Raw genomic sequence first — 14,548 nt, 5'->3', positions numbered from 1 at the left:
GCCGCACCACCCTCGGCGGTCAGATCGGGACGCGCAGGGAGGCGGTGTAGCCGCCGGCGACGGAGCCGCTGACCTTGGCGAGCTGCAGGGAGTAGCCGTCGCTGAACACGTTGTCGGAGTCGAGCGAGACCTGGGCCAGGTTCGAGACGCTGCGCTCGTACCCGTCCGTGGCGTACACGTCGCTGCAGACGTCCGCGGGGAAGGCCAGCTGCGAGGTCCGCAGCCGGTTGCTCGCCGACGTCGCGTCGTCGAGGCTCGGGTACACCTCGAAGTGCACGTGCGGCCACCGCCCGGTGTAGCAGGCCGGGAAGATCGACGTGAAGGTCACCGTGCCGTCGGCGTCGGCCTCCTGCACGCCCCGCAGGTAGTTCTCGTCCGCCACGTCGTCGGAGTACATCGAGTACCCGCCGTCGCGGTCGCAGTGCCACACGTACACCGCCGCACCGGCCGCAGCGGTGCCGGCGTCGTCGGCGCTGCTCACGTCCACGACGGTGAGCGTCAACGTCAGGGGAATGCCCTCGGCGACCCCGCTCGCACCGCCGAAGCTCGAGCGGATGTCGCTGCGCACGATGCCCGACTCGGTGAGGACGTTCACGCCGTTGGTGCCGTCCGCGGGGTAGGGTCCGTTCGTCTCCTCGGGGATCTCGCCGTCGCCGACCTCGGCCGAGCTGCCGGCTCCGCCGCCCGGGGGTGGCCCACCCGACGGTGCGCCCGTGGCGGTCGTGGATCCCGTGGAGTCGGTGGAGCAGGCGGCCAGGGCGACCGCCGCACCGGCGCCGCCGAAGAGGCCGAGCAGGCGGCGGCGGTGCCACAGGGTCGGGAGGTCGTGGGAGAGGCCGAGGTCGTGGTCCTCGACCTCGTCGTGGTGGGTGCTCATGCGGTCACGCTAGGCGCCGGCGCTGTGAACCCCGCTGGATCGGCTGTGGGCCTCCTGTGAGGGCTCCAGGTAGCGGTACTCGTGGTGGGTGACGAAGCCGTGGGGCTCGTACAGGCTCAGCGCAGCCGTGTTGTCGGGCATGGTCTGCAGGTACACGCGCGTCGCGCCGCGCTCGTGCGCCCACGCCAGGCACGTGCGCACGACGGCGTCCGCGAGGCCGCGGCGCCGGTGGTCGGGAAGGGTCTCCACGGCGGCGACACCGGCCCACTCCCCGGTCACCACCACGCGTCCGACGGCCGCAGCAGGCACCCCGCCGTCCTCCAGCTCGGCGAACCCGACCGTGCGCGGCCCTTCCAGGACGGCTCGGGCGGCAGCGGCGTCGGCCACCCGCCCGTAGCGCGAGAGCCAGCGGTCGGACGCGGTCCCCACCACGTCCACGCGAGGGTCGGCCTCGGGTGCGTCGACGAGGTCGGCGACCTGCACCACCGCGCCACCGCGGTAGCCCGCCCTCGGCACCCACCCGGCATCGAGGAACCGGCGCTCCCAGTCCGAGTCGACCACGACCTGGGCTTGCGGCGGCAGTCCGCGCGCGGCGTAGAACGCCAGGACACGAGCCATGGCCTCCGCGGGTGGCAGGCCGGGCTCGCCCACGACGGCCACCGAGTTCGCGCGCCCGGTGAACGAGCCCGCGGCCCTCAGCTCCCAGTCGCCGATGTGCTCCACGTCCGGCGCCGGCCACCCTCGCGACGTGACACGGACCAGCTCGTCCACGCCCACGTCGAGGGCGCGACGGCTCCGTGCGGGCCGGGGCGGCACGACCTTCAGCGCCACGACGCGGTCGGCGGCGACCACGACCTCGGACCCGTCACGACGCTCGACCGTCACGCCCTGCGGACCGGCCTCGACGACGCGCCCGACCACGTCGGTGGCACTGCCGTCGTCGAGCCGGTGGCGCAGCGTCACGCGCTGCCCGACCAGGATCTCCGCGTCGCTCACGGCAGTACCGTCTCATGAGGCAGACCTGGGTGCGGACGCCCTTGCCCGAGGCGCGATACTGGTCGTCGGCCTGCCCGTGAGCCCTCGGGTCGTGCAGCCCTGCTCGTGTCGAAGGAGTCTCCCGTGACGTACGTGATCGCCCAGCCGTGTGTGGACCTCAAGGACCGCGCGTGCGTGGACGAGTGTCCCGTCGACTGCATCTACGAGGGCAAGCGGATGCTCTACATCCATCCCGACGAGTGCGTCGACTGCGGTGCCTGCGAGCCGGTGTGCCCGGTCGAGGCGATCTTCTACGAGGACGACACCCCGTCGGAGTGGAAGGAGTACTACGACGCCAACGTGAACTTCTTCGACGACCTCGGGTCTCCCGGTGGTGCGGCGCGCACGGGCGTCATCGACAAGGACCACCCGTTCATCGCTGCGCTCCCGCCGCAGAACCAGGAGTGATCCGCGGCCGATGAGCAGGCAGTGATGGAGCGGCCCCGGCTGTCCGCGCGGTTCCCGGACTTCCCGTGGGACACGCTGGCCGACGCGAAGCAGCGCGCGAACGCCCACCCCGACGGCATCGTCGACCTGTCGATCGGCACGCCCGTGGACCCCACGCCCGCGGTCGCCCGCGAGGCGCTCGCGGCGGCGTCGGACGCCCCCGGCTACCCGACGGTGCTCGGACCCGACGCGGTCCGCCAGGCGGCGGTCGACTGGCTCGGCCGTCGGCTCGGTGTCACGGGACTCGCCGCCGACCAGGTGCTGCTCACCGTCGGCTCCAAGGAGCTCATCGCCAACCTGCCGACCCAGCTCGCGCTGGGGCCGGCCGACACCGTCGTGCTGCCGTCGCTCGCCTACCCCACGTACGAGGTGGGTGCCCGCTTCGCCGGTGCCCGCGTGGTGCTCGGTGACCCGGTCGCCGACGGGCTCACCGACGTGCCGTCCCTCGTGTACGTGAACTCCCCGGCCAACCCGCACGGTGAGGTGCTCGGTGCCGAGCACCTGCGAGCGGTGGTGCGCTGGTGCCGTGAACGAGGCGCGCTCCTCGTCTCCGACGAGTGCTACGCCGACTTCGGCTGGGACGCCGAGCCGGTCTCGGTGCTGCACCCCGACGTGTGCGAGGGCAGCCACGAGGGCCTGCTGGCGGTCCACTCGACGTCCAAGCGGTCCAACCTGGCGGGCTATCGCGCCGGGTTCGTGGCAGGCGACCGCGCGGTGGTGGCCGAGCTGCTGGCGGTGCGCAAGCACCTCGGCTTCATGGTGCCCACACCGGTGCAGCACGCCTTCGCCGCGGCGATCGCCGACGACGAGCACGTGGAGCTGCAGCGTCGGCGCTACGCCGAGCGCCGCGACGCCCTGCGCCGCGCCCTGGAGTCGGCCGGCTTCACGATCACCCACTCCGAGGGAGCGCTCTACCTCTGGGCCACCCGCGGCGAGGGTTGCCGCGACACCGTGGCCTGGCTCGCCGAGCGCGGCATCCTGGTGGCACCCGGTGACTTCTACGGCGAGCGCGGTGCGCACCACGTGCGGGTCGCGTTCACCGCCACCGACGAGCGCATCGCCGCCGCCGTGGCCCGTCTCACGGCCTGAGGTCACGCGGCGTCAAGAACGCGTCAAGAGCCGTCAGGGGCTCGTCAGGACGGGCGGCAGGACGCCACGTCGGGTGTGGGCTGGGGGCATGTCCCTGATCACCGCCCTCCAGCTGCTCGGCGTCCTCGCCGTGCTGGTGTACCTGGTCGCGGCGCTCGTGCGCCCCGACCGGTTCTGAGCCGCCATGTCCGACACCCTCTCCGGGCTGCTGACGATCGCAGCCCTCCTCGGCCTGCTCGCCCTCGTGTACGTCCCGTTCGGTGACTACATGGCGCGGGTCCTCGCGTCCCCCCGTCACCTGCGCGCCGAGCGCGTCCTCTACCGCCTCGGCGGCGTCGATCCCGACGCAGAGCAGAGCACGCGCGGCTACGTGCTGAGCCTGCTGGCGTTCTCGGTGGCCGGCATCGTCCTGCTTGTCGCGATCCTCCTGGGGCAGGCGGCCCTGCCCTGGGACCGGGGGCTTCCCGGCGTGCCGTGGGACATGGCCGTCAACACCGCCGTCTCCTTCGCCACCAACACGAACTGGCAGTCCTACGCCGGCGAGTCCACGCTCGGCTTCGCGGCGCAGGCGCTCGGCCTCGCCGTGCAGAACTTCCTCTCCGCGGCCGTCGGCATCGCCGTGGCCGCGGCCCTCGTCCGCGGGTTCACCCGCACGGAGTCGAGCACCCTGGGCAACTTCTGGGTCGACACGGTGCGCGTGACCGTGCGGATCCTGCTGCCGGTCGCGGCCGTCGCGGCCGTCGTGCTGCTGCTCGGCGGCGTCGTGCAGAACCTGTCGGACGTCACCGTGCGCACGCTCTCGGGGGGCAGCCAGGTCGTCCCCGGCGGCCTCGTGGCCAGCCAGGAGGCCATCAAGGAGCTGGGCACGAACGGGGGCGGCTTCTTCAACGCCAACTCCGCCCACCCGTTCGAGAACCCGACGGCGTGGACCAACCTGCTCGAGATCTTCCTGCTGCTCGTCATCCCGGTCTGCCTGACGCGCACGTTCGGCACCTTGATCGGCAACCGTCGCCAGGGGCTGACGCTCCTCGGGGCCATGGGCTTCCTGTGGGCGCTCTCGCTCGCGGTCGCGACGTGGGCCGAGGTGAGTGGGCAGGGCCAGGCGGCGCAGGCTGCCGGCGCCGCGATGGAGGGCAAGGAGACCCGGTTCGGCGAGTGGGCCTCGGCGCTGTTCGCCGTCTCCACCACCGGGACCTCGACGGGAGCGGTCAACAGCGCCCACGACTCGATGTCACCACTGGGCGGCGGCACCGTGCTGGCGAACATGATGCTCGGCGAGGTCTCGCCGGGCGGCGTCGGCGCCGGCCTCTACGGCATCCTCGTCGCGGCCGTGCTCGCCGTCTTCGTGGCCGGGCTGATGGTCGGCCGCACGCCGGAGATCCTCGGCAAGAAGATCGGCTCGCGCGAGATGACCTACGTCGCGCTGCACACGCTCGTCGTGCCCGCGCTCGTCCTCGTCGGGGTGGGCGTCGCGATCGCGCTGCCGTCCACGGCGGACGCGATGGGCAACCCGGGGGGCCACGGCTTCACCGAGGTGGTCTACGCCTTCACGTCCGCCGCCAACAACAACGGCAGCGCGTTCGGCGGCATCACGGTGACGTCGACGTTCTTCCAGCTGGCCCTCGCGCTGGCCATGCTGCTCGGCCGCTTCCTGCCGATCGTGCTGGTGCTGGCGCTGGCCGGTTCGCTGGCGAAGCAGCGCCGTGTCCCGACCACCGCCGGCACCCTGCCCACCGACACCCGGTTGTTCGCCGTGCTCGTCGTCGGTGTCGTGGTGCTCGTCTCGGCGCTCACCTTCTTCCCGACCCTCGCCCTCGGCCCCGTGGCCGAGGCCCTGACAGGAGCCTCGCGATGACCCGCTCGTCCGCCGCGACCCCGTTGTCCCGGCAGCTCGTCGCGCAGCTGCCCTCGGCGCTGCGCAAGCTGGACCCGCGCCACCTGTGGCGCAGTCCTGTCATGTTCCTCGTGTGGATCGGCTCGCTCGTCACGACGGTCTCGGCCGTCGTCGACCCGAGCGTGTTCGCCGTCGCGATCGCCGTCTGGCTCTGGCTCACGGTGGTCTTCGGCAACCTCGCGGAGGCCGTGGCCGAGGGCCGCGGCAAGGCCCAGGCCGACTCCCTGCGCGCGGCCCGGACCGATGTGACGGCCCGCCGGGTCGGCGACGACGGCACCGAGTCCGTCGTGGCCGGCACCGAGCTGAAGGTCGGCGACCGGGTTCGCGTCAGCGCCGGCGAGGTCATCCCCGGCGACGGAGACGTCGTCGAGGGCGTGGCCACGGTCGACGAGTCGGCCATCACCGGCGAGTCCGCCCCGGTCGTCCGTGAGGCCGGTGGTGACCGGTCCGCGGTCACCGGCGGCACCCGGGTGCTGTCCGACGAGATCGTCGTCCGCGTCACGGCGGCACCGGGCGAGACGTTCCTCGACCGCATGATCTCGCTCGTCGAGGGCGCCGAGCGCCGCAAGACGCCGAACGAGATCGCGCTGTCGATCCTGCTCGTGAGCCTGACGATCATCTTCCTGCTGGCCGTCGTGACCATCAAGCCGATGGCCGAGTACGCCGGCGCCCCGCAGTCGACCGTCGTCCTGGTGGCCCTCCTGGTCTGCCTCATCCCGACGACGATCGGCGCCCTGCTGTCCGCGATCGGCATCGCCGGCATGGATCGGTTGGTGCGGGTGAACGTGCTCGCGATGTCCGGCCGTGCGGTCGAGGCCGCCGGCGACGTCAGCACCCTGCTGCTCGACAAGACCGGCACGATCACCTACGGCAACCGTCGCGCCTCGCGCTTCGTGCCTGCCGAGGGCGTGACCCTGGCCGAGCTCACGGAGGCCGCCCGGGTGGCCTCGTTGGCCGACCTGACGCCCGAAGGACGCTCGATCGTCGACCTCGCGGTCGCCGAGACCGGCGGCAGCGGCACGGGCCCGGCCCTGCCGAGCGGCGCGGAAGCGGTCGAGTTCACGGCGCAGACCCGCATGTCCGGTGTCGACCTGCCCGACGGCCGCTCGCTGCGCAAGGGTGCGGGCAGCGCGGTGACCGCGTGGGTCGAGACGCCGCTGTCGCCGACCGTGACCGAGACGATCGACGAGATCTCCCGCTCCGGTGGCACTCCGCTCGTCGTGGCCGAGCGCCACGGTGAGGACGGCCCGGCCCGTGCTCTCGGTGTCGTCCACCTCAAGGACGTCGTCAAGGAGGGCATGGTCGAGCGCTTCGCCGAGCTGCGACGCATGGGCATCCGGACCGTCATGGTCACGGGTGACAACGCGCTCACGGCCCGGGCGATCGCGGCCGAGGCAGGCGTCGACGACGTGCTGGCCGAGGCGACGCCCGAGGACAAGATGCGCCTCATCCGCGAGGAGCAGCAGGGCGGTCGGCTCGTGGCGATGACGGGCGACGGAACGAACGACGCACCTGCGCTCGCTGCTGCCGACGTCGGTGTCGCGATGGCGTCGGGCACGTCGGCGGCCAAGGAGGCCGGCAACATGGTCGACCTCGACTCCGACCCGACGAAGCTCATCGACGTGGTGCGGATCGGCAAGCAGCTGCTCATCACCCGCGGCGCCCTCACGACGTTCTCGATCGCCAACGACCTCGCGAAGTACTTCGCGATCGTGCCGGCCATGTTCGTCGCGGCCTACCCGTCGCTCGACACGCTCAACGTCATGCGGCTGGCGACGCCGGAGTCGGCCATCCTGTCGGCCGTCATCTTCAACGCGCTCGTCATCATCGGGCTGATCCCCGTCGCCCTGCGCGGTGTGCGGACCCGCGCGGCCGATGCCGGCACCGTCCTGCGGCGCAACCTGCTCGTCTTCGGGCTCGGCGGCGTCGTGGTGCCCTTCGTCGGCATCAAGCTCATCGATCTCGTCGTCTCCACCATCCCAGGAATCGGGTGACCCCCATGATGCGTGACCTCTCCCGCCAGCTCGTCGCAGCGGCGCGCCTGCTGCTCGTCCTCACCGTCCTGCTCGGCGTCCTCTACCCCGCCGCCGTGTGGGCGGTCGGACGGGCCGTGCCCGACCGGGCGGACGGCAGCCTCCTGCGCGTCGACGGCACCGCCGTCGGCTCCCGACTCCTCGGCCAGGGCTTCGAGGGCGACCAGTGGTTCCAGAGCCGGCCGTCCGCCGGCGACTGGGACGGCCTCGCGTCGGCTCCCTCGAACCTCGGACCGTCCAACCCGGACCTGCTGGAGGCCGTCGACGAGCGTCGGGCCGAGGTGGCCGAGCGCGAGGGCGTCGACCCCTCCGAGGTGCCGCCGGACGCGCTCACGGCGTCGGCGTCCGGCCTCGACCCGCACGTCAGCCCGGAGTACGCCGACCTGCAGGTGCCGCGGGTGGCTCGCGAGCGAGGGTTGTCCGAGGACACGGTGCGCGCCCTGGTGGACCGCGCGACCTCCGGCCGCGCCCTGGGGTTCCTCGGTGAGCCCGCGGTGAACGTGCTCGAGCTCAACGCGTCGCTCGAGCGGGCAGAATAGGACTCGTGGACGATCGCGAGCGGGGGCGGCTGCGCGTCTACCTCGGAGCCGCTCCCGGGGTGGGCAAGACCTTCGCGATGCTCGACGAGGGCCGGCGGCGGCTCGAGCGAGGCACCGACGTCGTCGTCGCCATCGTGGAGACGCACGGCCGCCCCCGCACCGCCGAGCAGCTCGAGGGGCTGGAGGTGGTGGCCCGGCGTACGGTGCAGCACGGCGCGACGGAGCTGACCGAGCTCGACCTCGACGCCGTGCTCGCCCGTGCACCCAAGGTCGTCCTCGTGGACGAGCTCGCCCACACCAACGCGCCGGGGTCCCGCAACGTCAAGCGCTGGCAGGACGTCGACGAGCTGCTCGAGGCCGGGATCGACGTCGTGACGACGGTCAACGTGCAGCACCTGGAGTCCCTCAACGACGTGACCGAGGCGATCACCGGCGTGCGGCAGCGCGAGACGGTGCCGGACGCGTTCGTGCGCTCCGCGGAGGCGATCGAGCTCGTCGACATGAGCCCGTCGGCGCTGCGACGCCGCCTCGCGCACGGCAACGTCTACCCGGCTGACCGCGTCGACGCCGCGCTCTCGCAGTTCTTCCGCGAGGGGAACCTGGCAGCGCTGCGTGAGCTGGCGCTGCTGTGGCTCGCGGAGCGGGTCGACGAGGGGCTGGAGCGCTACCGCGAGCGGCACGAGATCGACGCGACCTGGGCCACGCGCGAGCGGATCGTCGTCGCGGTGACGGGGGGCCCGGAGTCGGAGCCGCTCATGCGACGGGCCGCGCGCATCGCCAGCCGCGCGCGCCCGGGCGACGACGGCGCGCCGTGGACGGCGCTGTACGTGTCCCGCGGCGACGGCCTGCGCCAGACCGGTCCGGCCCGGCTCGAGGAGCTGCGGCGGACGGCCAAGGAGCTCGGCGGCTCGTTCCACACGGCCGTCGGGGACGACGCGGCGACCGCGATCCTCGACTTCGCGCGGGGACGCAACGCCACGCAGGTGCTGATCGGCGCCAGCCGACGGGGCCGGCTCTCGACGCTGCTGCGCCCAGGCATCGGGGAGACGATCGTCGCCGAGTCGGGAGACATCGACGTCCACATCGTCACGCACGACGAGGCCCGGCGCCGGGACGCCCGGGTGCGCGAGCAGTCGGCGCTCGGGCCGCGCCGCACGGTCGCCGGCTTCGTCCTGGGCCTGCTCGGTCCGTTCGTCCTCGCGAGCGTGCTCCTTGCGACGTCGGACCTGCACGGCCTGCCCACCGAGGCGATGCTCTTCATGGTGCTGGTGGTCGCGGTCGCGCTGCTCGGCGGGTTGTGGCCGGCCGTGCTCGCGTCGTTGGTGAGCGGCGGCGTCCTCAACTACTACTTCACGCCACCGACCAGGACCCTGCAGATCGCGAGCGGCGAGAACGCCGTCGCGGTGGTGCTGTTCGTCCTCGTCGGCATCTCCGTGGCCCTGGTCGTCGACCGCGCGGCCCGGGTCGCGGGCCTGGCCGCGCGGGCGCGTCAGCAGGCCGACACGCTGTCGGTGCTCGCGCACCGCCTGGTGCACGCGGGCAACGACCTCGACCGGCTGCTGCGCAGCACCGTGGAGCTCTTCGGCCTGCGAGGCGCTGCCCTCCGATCGAACGATGGCGCGGTGCTGGGTTGCCACGGCGACCCGACCGGGCCGGAGCAGGAGGTGCCGGTCGGGCCCGACCACGTGCTGGTGCTCCACGGCGATGCCTCGCGCACCGCGGACGAGCCGCTCATCGCGGCGCTGGTGGCGCACGCGACGGTGCTGCTGGAACGGCGCACGGCCATGGCCGTCAAGGCCGAGCAGCGCTACCTCGCCGAGGGCGAGCGCACGCGCACTGCCCTCCTCGCCGCCGTCTCGCATGATCTCCGCACCCCGCTCGCCGCCGTGAAGGCGGCAGTGAGCAGCCTGCGCGACCCCGGGATCACGTGGTCCGACGAGGACCGCGCCGACCTGCTCGAGACCATCGAGGACGGTGCCGACCGCCTCGACGCGCTCGTCGTCGACCTGCTCGACATGAGCCGGCTGCAGACCGGTGCGGTCGTCGCACGGCAGGAGTCGGTCGACGTCAGCGCCGTCGTCGCCCGGGTCGTCGGCGGGACGGCCATCGAGGTCGATGTGGCCGACGACCTGCCGGAGGCGCGGGCGGACGCGGCGCTCCTGGAGCGGGTGCTGGCCAACGTGGTCGAGAACGCGCTGAAGCACGCCGGCGGGACCTCGGTGCGGGTAGACGCGACGTGCGTGGGGGACCGGGTCGTCGTGCGGGTCGTGGACCGCGGCCCAGGGGTGCCGGAGTCGCGTCGCGAGGAGATGTTCGAGCCGTTCCAGCGCCTCGGTGACGTGCCGCGCGGCAACGGCGTCGGGCTGGGCCTCGCCGTGGCGCGGGGGCTCACAGAGGCGATGGGGGGCACGCTGACGGCGGAGGACACCCCGGGTGGGGGCCTGACCTTGCTCGTCGAGCTGCCCGGCGAGGGCATCTCGTCGTGGCCCGCCCCCCTCGACAGCAACCGGGAGGCACCGGCATGACGGTCGTGCTCGCGGTCGACGACGACGCCGCAATCCTGCGCACCCTCGGCATCGCGATGAGGGCCCGCGGCTACGAGGTCGAGACCGTCGCGGACGGCAGGTCCGCGCTGCAGTCCCTCGCCGAGCGGGTGCCCGACGTCGTGCTGCTCGACCTCGGCCTGCCCGACCTGGACGGGACGGAGGTGCTCCGCCGCATCCGTCAGACGTCGCAGGTGCCGGTCGTCGTGCTCTCGGCCCGCCACGAGTCCGACGACAAGGTCGAGGCGCTCGACCTCGGTGCCGACGACTACGTCACGAAGCCGTTCGGCATGGAGGAGCTGCTGGCGCGCGTGCGCGCCTCGGTGCGCCGGGCCCAGCCGACGCCCGCGCCCGTGGTGAGGGTCGGTGACCTGGAGCTCGACATCGAGGACCGCAGGGCGGCCCGCGCGGGTGAGACCGTGCACCTGACCCCGACCGAGTGGAAGATCGTCGAGGTGCTGGCTCGGGCCGAGGGGCGGCTCGTACGGCAGAGCACGTTGCTGACGGAGGTGTGGGGCCCGTCGTACGAGCGGGAGACCCACTACCTGCGGGTGTACCTCGCGCAGCTGCGGCGCAAGCTGGAGGACGATCCGGCCCATCCCCGGATGCTCATCACGGACCCGGGGCTCGGCTACCGCCTGCTCTCGGACCTGTCCTGACAGGATCCCGACGCGACGCTCCCTGGATTCCTGACGTCGGTGCGCTCAGGCCGCCAGCACCCGTGCGACGTCGAGTGACTCGAGGTCGAGCGCCTCGGCCACGGGGCGGTTGTACAGCTGTCCGGCGTGCGCGTTCAGCCCGAGGGCCAGGGCGGGGTCGGCCGCCAGCGCCGCCTGCCAGCCGTGGTCGGCGAGGGCCAGGGCGTAGGGCATCGTCACGTTGGTCAGCGCGTACGTGGAGGTCCGCGGCACGGACCCCGGCATGTTCGCCACGCAGTAGAAGACCGAGTCGTGGACCCGGAACGTCGGAGCGTCGTGGGTGGTGGGACGTGAGTCCTCGAAGCAGCCGCCCTGGTCGATCGCGATGTCGACGAGGACGGAGCCGGGCCGCATGGCCGCGACCAGGTCGTTGCTCACCAACGTGGGGGCCTTCGCGCCCGGCAGCAGCACGGCGCCGATGACGAGGTCGGACGACGTGACCGTCCGCTCGATCTCGGCGGCGTTGGAGTGCACCGTGCGCACCCGGCCGGCGAACCGTGCGTCCAGCTCGCGCAGCCGCGGCACGCTGAGGTCCAGGATCGTCACGTCGGCCCCCAGGCCGACGGCCATGGTGGCGGCGTGCTCGCCGGAGACGCCACCACCGATGACGGTGACGGCCGCGGGCAGGGTGCCGGGGACGCCGCCCATGAGCACGCCGCGCCCGCCGTCCTGGCGCATCAGGTGGTAGGCGCCGACCTGGGTGGCGAGGCGGCCGGCCACCTCGGACATGGGCGCGAGGAGCGGGAGGGAGCGGTCGGCGCGCTGCACGGTCTCGTAGGCGATCGCGGTGGTGCCGCTGTCGAGCACCGCGCGGGTGCACGCTGGGTCGGCGGCGAGGTGCAGGTAGGTGAACAGCACCTGGCCCTCCCGCATGCGGTGCCACTCCGGCTCGATCGGCTCCTTGACCTTCATGACCATGTCGGTGGTGCCCCACACCTCGTCGGGGTCGTCCAGCACGGAGGCGCCGGCGGCCCGGTACTCCTCGTCGGGCATCGAGGACCCCAGGCCGGCACCGGCCTGCACCACGACGTCGTGGCCGTGGGCGACCAGCTCGCGGACGCCCTCCGGCGTCATCGCGACGCGGTACTCGTGGTTCTTGATCTCCGTAGGAACGCCGATACGCATGGATCTATCGTGAACTTTCGACGCGAAAGACCGCAAGAAACCTGAAGATCATTCTGTAGAGTGCCACTCGTTCCGTGTGCTGACCGACTCCCAGTCCCGCGAGGTGGCGCCGTGCCGAAGGATGTTCGACCACTCGACGACGTCGACCGGCGGCTGGTCGCCCTGCTCCAGCAGGACGGCCGCCTCCCGAACAACGAGCTGGCCCGCCGGGTGGGCGTCGCGCCGTCGACCTGCCTGGGCCGGGTGCGGTCGCTCGTGGAGCGCGGGGTGGTGCGCGGCGTCCACGCCGACGTCGACCCGGCGGTGCTCGGGCTCGAGATCCAGGCCATGATCGCGGTGTCCCTGACGCGCGACTCGCGCACGTCGCTGCCGGACTTCGCGCCCGTCATGGCGTCGCGCGCCTACGTGCTGAACACCTTCTACGTGTCCGGCTCCTACGACTACCTGCTCCACGTGGGATGTGCGGACACCGAGGACCTGCGCGACATCGTCAACGAGGTGAGCGGCCTGCCGCAGGTCGCGGGCACCGAGACCCACCTGATCTTCGAGCACCGGGCGGGCCGGGCCGCCACCTCCGCGGCGCCCTGAGGCGTCAGTCGAGGTCGTCGGACCGGACGAGCCGTCGGCGCACCGAGAGCAGCTCGAGCTCGGGTCGGGAGGCGAGCATCCGCTCGGCCCGGTCGAGCACGGACTCGGCGTGCGACCGGTCGCCCGAGGTGAGGGCCACCCCGACGAGCGCGCGCCGGTAGAGGTCGAGGTGGCCGACCTCGGCCACGGAGACCTCGAGCGCACGACGCAGCTCGTGGACCACGGGCCGCACCACGCCACGCTTGGCCTTGAGCGAGTGCACGTCGCCGAGCAGCAGCTCGGCCTCCAGCCAGCCCACCCACATGCGCGTCATCGCCTGGTCAAGCGCGCGAGGCCCGCAGCTCGTCGACGAGGGACGGGCGTGACGGCGTCCAGCCGAGGCTCCGCGCCTTGGCGCCGTCGGCCTGCTGGTCGAGCAGGAGGGCGTCGCCGAAGGACTCGCCGAGCCGCTCGTGGACCGTCTCGGTGGTGGTGCCTGCCACCGCGTCCGCGAGGGCCAGGCCGAGGTCGCGCACGCTGGGGGAGTGGCCGCTGACGCCGAGCAGGTGTCCGTGGCCCTCGCCGGAGGTGAGGACGAGTGCGTAGAGCTCGGCGAGGTCGTCGACGTGCACCGTGGCCCAGTGCTGCTCGCCGCTGCCGACGAGCTCGAGAGCGCCCTCGCCGGTGCGCTGGGCGTGGACGAGGAGCTGCGCGATGCCCTGGTCCGGGGCGTGGACGACGCCCGGCTCGACCACCGTGGCGCGCACGTCGGCATCGAGCAGCCGCTGCTCGCGCTCGCGTCGCCAGGCCGTCAGGGCGGGTGGGGCCGGAGGGGTCTGCTCGGTGATCGCGTCGCCGTCGCCGTAGGTCCAGACCCCGCCGGTGTGGACGAAGGGCCGGGACGTCCCGCCGAACGCCGAGACCACGGCGTCGACGACCGCGTCGTCCAGGGCCGGCGACGTCGCGTCCCCCGGTGAGGCGGTGTGCACCGCACCGTCGTGCTCGCGCAGGGTCGCGGAGAGCCATGCGACGTCGGTGAGGTCGCCCTCGAGGGCGGTGGCACCCGCGGCCGCCACGGTCTCGGCCGAGTCGGCGCTGCGCACCACGGCCGTGACGTCGTGGCCGTCGTCGACGAGGCGGCGCAGCACGGCGCCGCCGATGAGCCCGGTTCCCCCGGTCAGCAGGATCTTCATAAAGAGGTCAACGCCGACCCCGACGCGACTGTTCCGCGGCGTCGGTCAGCCGAGGATCTCCATGAGCCAGTGCTCCTTCTTCTTCGGCTTGCGGTACCGGTCGCCCCGATACTTGTCGTCCCTGTACTTGTCGTCCCGGTACCGGTCGTCGGGGCGCTCGTAGCCGAACGTGCGGTCGTCGTCGCGGTGCGCGACACGAGGCGCCGCCGGGGGAGCGGGAGCAGGGGCGGTGTCGGCGGCGACGCGGTCGAGGATCTTGTCGAGCTCGCCGCGGTCGAGCCACACGCCTCGGCACTCGGGGCAGTAGTCGATCTCGACGCCGGACCGCTCGCTCATGGTCAACGTGGCACCGTCAGTGGGGCACTTCATGGTGGAACCTCCTGCCGGGCACAACGTCCGGGAGGTGGTGTCGGTTCCCGCGCCCCCTGCGTCCGACGAGACCGGAAAAAACGACGTGGCTCCGGCCGCTTCTCGGCGGCACGGAGGTGGTGAACTACGGTGGGTTCTT

At 72.8% G+C, this 14,548-nt stretch carries 15 protein-coding genes; 9 read left to right on the top strand and 6 right to left on the bottom strand.

The genetic code is table 11. The features are described from left to right. Positions 1 to 19 precede the first annotated feature (19 nt). Together NUV38_RS05915 and NUV38_RS05910 are read right to left on the bottom strand one after the other, a co-directional pair. On the bottom strand, positions 20 to 877 hold the full coding sequence (locus NUV38_RS05915) for a 3,4-dioxygenase subunit beta (protein WP_257728227.1): 858 nt from the start codon (positions 875 to 877) through the stop codon (positions 20 to 22). Between the two features lie 9 nt (positions 878 to 886). Further along, the gene (locus tag NUV38_RS05910) at positions 887 to 1,873 is read right to left on the bottom strand and encodes a GNAT family N-acetyltransferase (RefSeq protein ID WP_257728226.1); all 987 of its coding nucleotides are present in this window, start codon (positions 1,871 to 1,873) and stop codon (positions 887 to 889) included. A gap of 123 nt (positions 1,874 to 1,996) precedes the next feature. Here NUV38_RS05910 and fdxA point away from each other — a divergent pair, with 123 nt between their 5' ends. The 8 genes from fdxA to NUV38_RS05870 all read left to right on the top strand — a co-directional run bounded on the left by fdxA (position 1,997) and on the right by NUV38_RS05870 (position 11,116). Further along, positions 1,997 to 2,320, top strand: a complete 324-nt coding sequence (fdxA, locus tag NUV38_RS05905; protein WP_055964831.1) for a ferredoxin — start codon at positions 1,997 to 1,999, stop codon at positions 2,318 to 2,320. A 24-nt stretch (positions 2,321 to 2,344) separates the two neighbouring features. Next, entirely contained in the window at positions 2,345 to 3,448 is a 1,104-nt protein-coding gene (gene dapC, locus NUV38_RS05900) for a succinyldiaminopimelate transaminase (RefSeq protein ID WP_257728225.1), read from the top strand. Between the two features lie 88 nt (positions 3,449 to 3,536). Then, the gene (locus tag NUV38_RS05895) at positions 3,537 to 3,626 is read left to right on the top strand and encodes a potassium-transporting ATPase subunit F (RefSeq protein ID WP_257728224.1); all 90 of its coding nucleotides are present in this window, start codon (positions 3,537 to 3,539) and stop codon (positions 3,624 to 3,626) included. 6 nt (positions 3,627 to 3,632) lie between these two features. Beyond that, positions 3,633 to 5,303, top strand: coding sequence for a potassium-transporting ATPase subunit KdpA (gene kdpA, locus NUV38_RS05890; protein ID WP_257728223.1), 1,671 nt, complete (start codon positions 3,633 to 3,635; stop codon positions 5,301 to 5,303). Beyond that, positions 5,300 to 7,336: a potassium-transporting ATPase subunit KdpB gene (gene kdpB, locus NUV38_RS05885; RefSeq protein ID WP_257728222.1), complete on the top strand. Its 2,037-nt coding sequence runs from the start codon at positions 5,300 to 5,302 to the stop codon at positions 7,334 to 7,336. Before kdpA ends, kdpB begins: the two co-directional genes overlap by 4 nt. A 5-nt stretch (positions 7,337 to 7,341) precedes the next feature. Beyond that, entirely contained in the window at positions 7,342 to 7,914 is a 573-nt protein-coding gene (kdpC, locus tag NUV38_RS05880; RefSeq protein WP_257728329.1) for a potassium-transporting ATPase subunit KdpC, read from the top strand. A gap of 5 nt (positions 7,915 to 7,919) precedes the next feature. After that, the gene (locus NUV38_RS05875) at positions 7,920 to 10,439 is read left to right on the top strand and encodes an ATP-binding protein (RefSeq protein WP_257728221.1); all 2,520 of its coding nucleotides are present in this window, start codon (positions 7,920 to 7,922) and stop codon (positions 10,437 to 10,439) included. Continuing rightward, the gene (locus NUV38_RS05870; protein WP_257728220.1) at positions 10,436 to 11,116 is read left to right on the top strand and encodes a response regulator; all 681 of its coding nucleotides are present in this window, start codon (positions 10,436 to 10,438) and stop codon (positions 11,114 to 11,116) included. The genes NUV38_RS05875 and NUV38_RS05870 overlap by 4 nt, the downstream gene beginning before the upstream one ends. Positions 11,117 to 11,161: 45 nt before the next feature. On the opposite strand, the gene ald is transcribed toward NUV38_RS05870, so the two are convergent. Beyond that, positions 11,162 to 12,280, bottom strand: a complete 1,119-nt coding sequence (gene ald, locus NUV38_RS05865) for an alanine dehydrogenase (RefSeq protein WP_257728219.1) — start codon at positions 12,278 to 12,280, stop codon at positions 11,162 to 11,164. A gap of 111 nt (positions 12,281 to 12,391) precedes the next feature. Here ald and NUV38_RS05860 point away from each other — a divergent pair, with 111 nt between their 5' ends. Then, the gene (locus tag NUV38_RS05860) at positions 12,392 to 12,868 is read left to right on the top strand and encodes an Lrp/AsnC family transcriptional regulator (protein WP_056580318.1); all 477 of its coding nucleotides are present in this window, start codon (positions 12,392 to 12,394) and stop codon (positions 12,866 to 12,868) included. A 4-nt stretch (positions 12,869 to 12,872) separates the two neighbouring features. Here the strand turns inward: NUV38_RS05860 and NUV38_RS05855 are convergent, their stop codons facing one another. The 3 genes from NUV38_RS05855 to NUV38_RS05845 are packed head-to-tail and all read right to left on the bottom strand — an operon-like array spanning position 12,873 to position 14,409. Then, a complete protein-coding gene (locus NUV38_RS05855; RefSeq protein WP_257728218.1) occupies positions 12,873 to 13,181 on the bottom strand; it encodes a DUF503 domain-containing protein in 309 nt (102 codons plus the stop codon). A 7-nt stretch (positions 13,182 to 13,188) separates the two neighbouring features. Then, positions 13,189 to 14,040: an NAD-dependent epimerase/dehydratase family protein gene (locus tag NUV38_RS05850; RefSeq protein WP_257728217.1), complete on the bottom strand. Its 852-nt coding sequence runs from the start codon at positions 14,038 to 14,040 to the stop codon at positions 13,189 to 13,191. Positions 14,041 to 14,085: 45 nt separating this feature from the next. Further along, on the bottom strand, positions 14,086 to 14,409 hold the full coding sequence (locus NUV38_RS05845; RefSeq protein WP_257728216.1) for a zf-TFIIB domain-containing protein: 324 nt from the start codon (positions 14,407 to 14,409) through the stop codon (positions 14,086 to 14,088). Positions 14,410 to 14,548 lie beyond the last annotated feature (139 nt).

Origin of the sequence: Aeromicrobium sp. 50.2.37, from assembly GCF_024655735.1 — a bacterium.
In the GTDB taxonomy this organism is placed as follows: domain Bacteria; phylum Actinomycetota; class Actinomycetes; order Propionibacteriales; family Nocardioidaceae; genus Aeromicrobium.
This window is presented reverse-complemented; position numbering and strand designations above follow the sequence as displayed.

What these genes read in the sequence shown, in the direction of transcription:
- NUV38_RS05915 (WP_257728227.1), bottom strand. Translation starts at nt 877, where the DNA reads ATGAGCACCCACCACGACGAGGTCGAGGACCACGACCTCGGCCTCTCC.
- dapC (WP_257728225.1), top strand. Translation starts at nt 2,345, where the DNA reads ATGGAGCGGCCCCGGCTGTCCGCGCGGTTCCCGGACTTCCCGTGGGAC.
- NUV38_RS05895 (WP_257728224.1), top strand. Translation starts at nt 3,537, where the DNA reads ATGTCCCTGATCACCGCCCTCCAGCTGCTCGGCGTCCTCGCCGTGCTG.
- kdpA (WP_257728223.1), top strand. Translation starts at nt 3,633, where the DNA reads ATGTCCGACACCCTCTCCGGGCTGCTGACGATCGCAGCCCTCCTCGGC.
- kdpB (WP_257728222.1), top strand. Translation starts at nt 5,300, where the DNA reads ATGACCCGCTCGTCCGCCGCGACCCCGTTGTCCCGGCAGCTCGTCGCG.
- kdpC (WP_257728329.1), top strand. Translation starts at nt 7,342, where the DNA reads ATGATGCGTGACCTCTCCCGCCAGCTCGTCGCAGCGGCGCGCCTGCTG.
- NUV38_RS05870 (WP_257728220.1), top strand. Translation starts at nt 10,436, where the DNA reads ATGACGGTCGTGCTCGCGGTCGACGACGACGCCGCAATCCTGCGCACC.
- ald (WP_257728219.1), bottom strand. Translation starts at nt 12,280, where the DNA reads ATGCGTATCGGCGTTCCTACGGAGATCAAGAACCACGAGTACCGCGTC.
- NUV38_RS05855 (WP_257728218.1), bottom strand. Translation starts at nt 13,181, where the DNA reads ATGACGCGCATGTGGGTGGGCTGGCTGGAGGCCGAGCTGCTGCTCGGC.
- NUV38_RS05850 (WP_257728217.1), bottom strand. Translation starts at nt 14,040, where the DNA reads ATGAAGATCCTGCTGACCGGGGGAACCGGGCTCATCGGCGGCGCCGTG.
- NUV38_RS05845 (WP_257728216.1), bottom strand. Translation starts at nt 14,409, where the DNA reads ATGAAGTGCCCCACTGACGGTGCCACGTTGACCATGAGCGAGCGGTCC.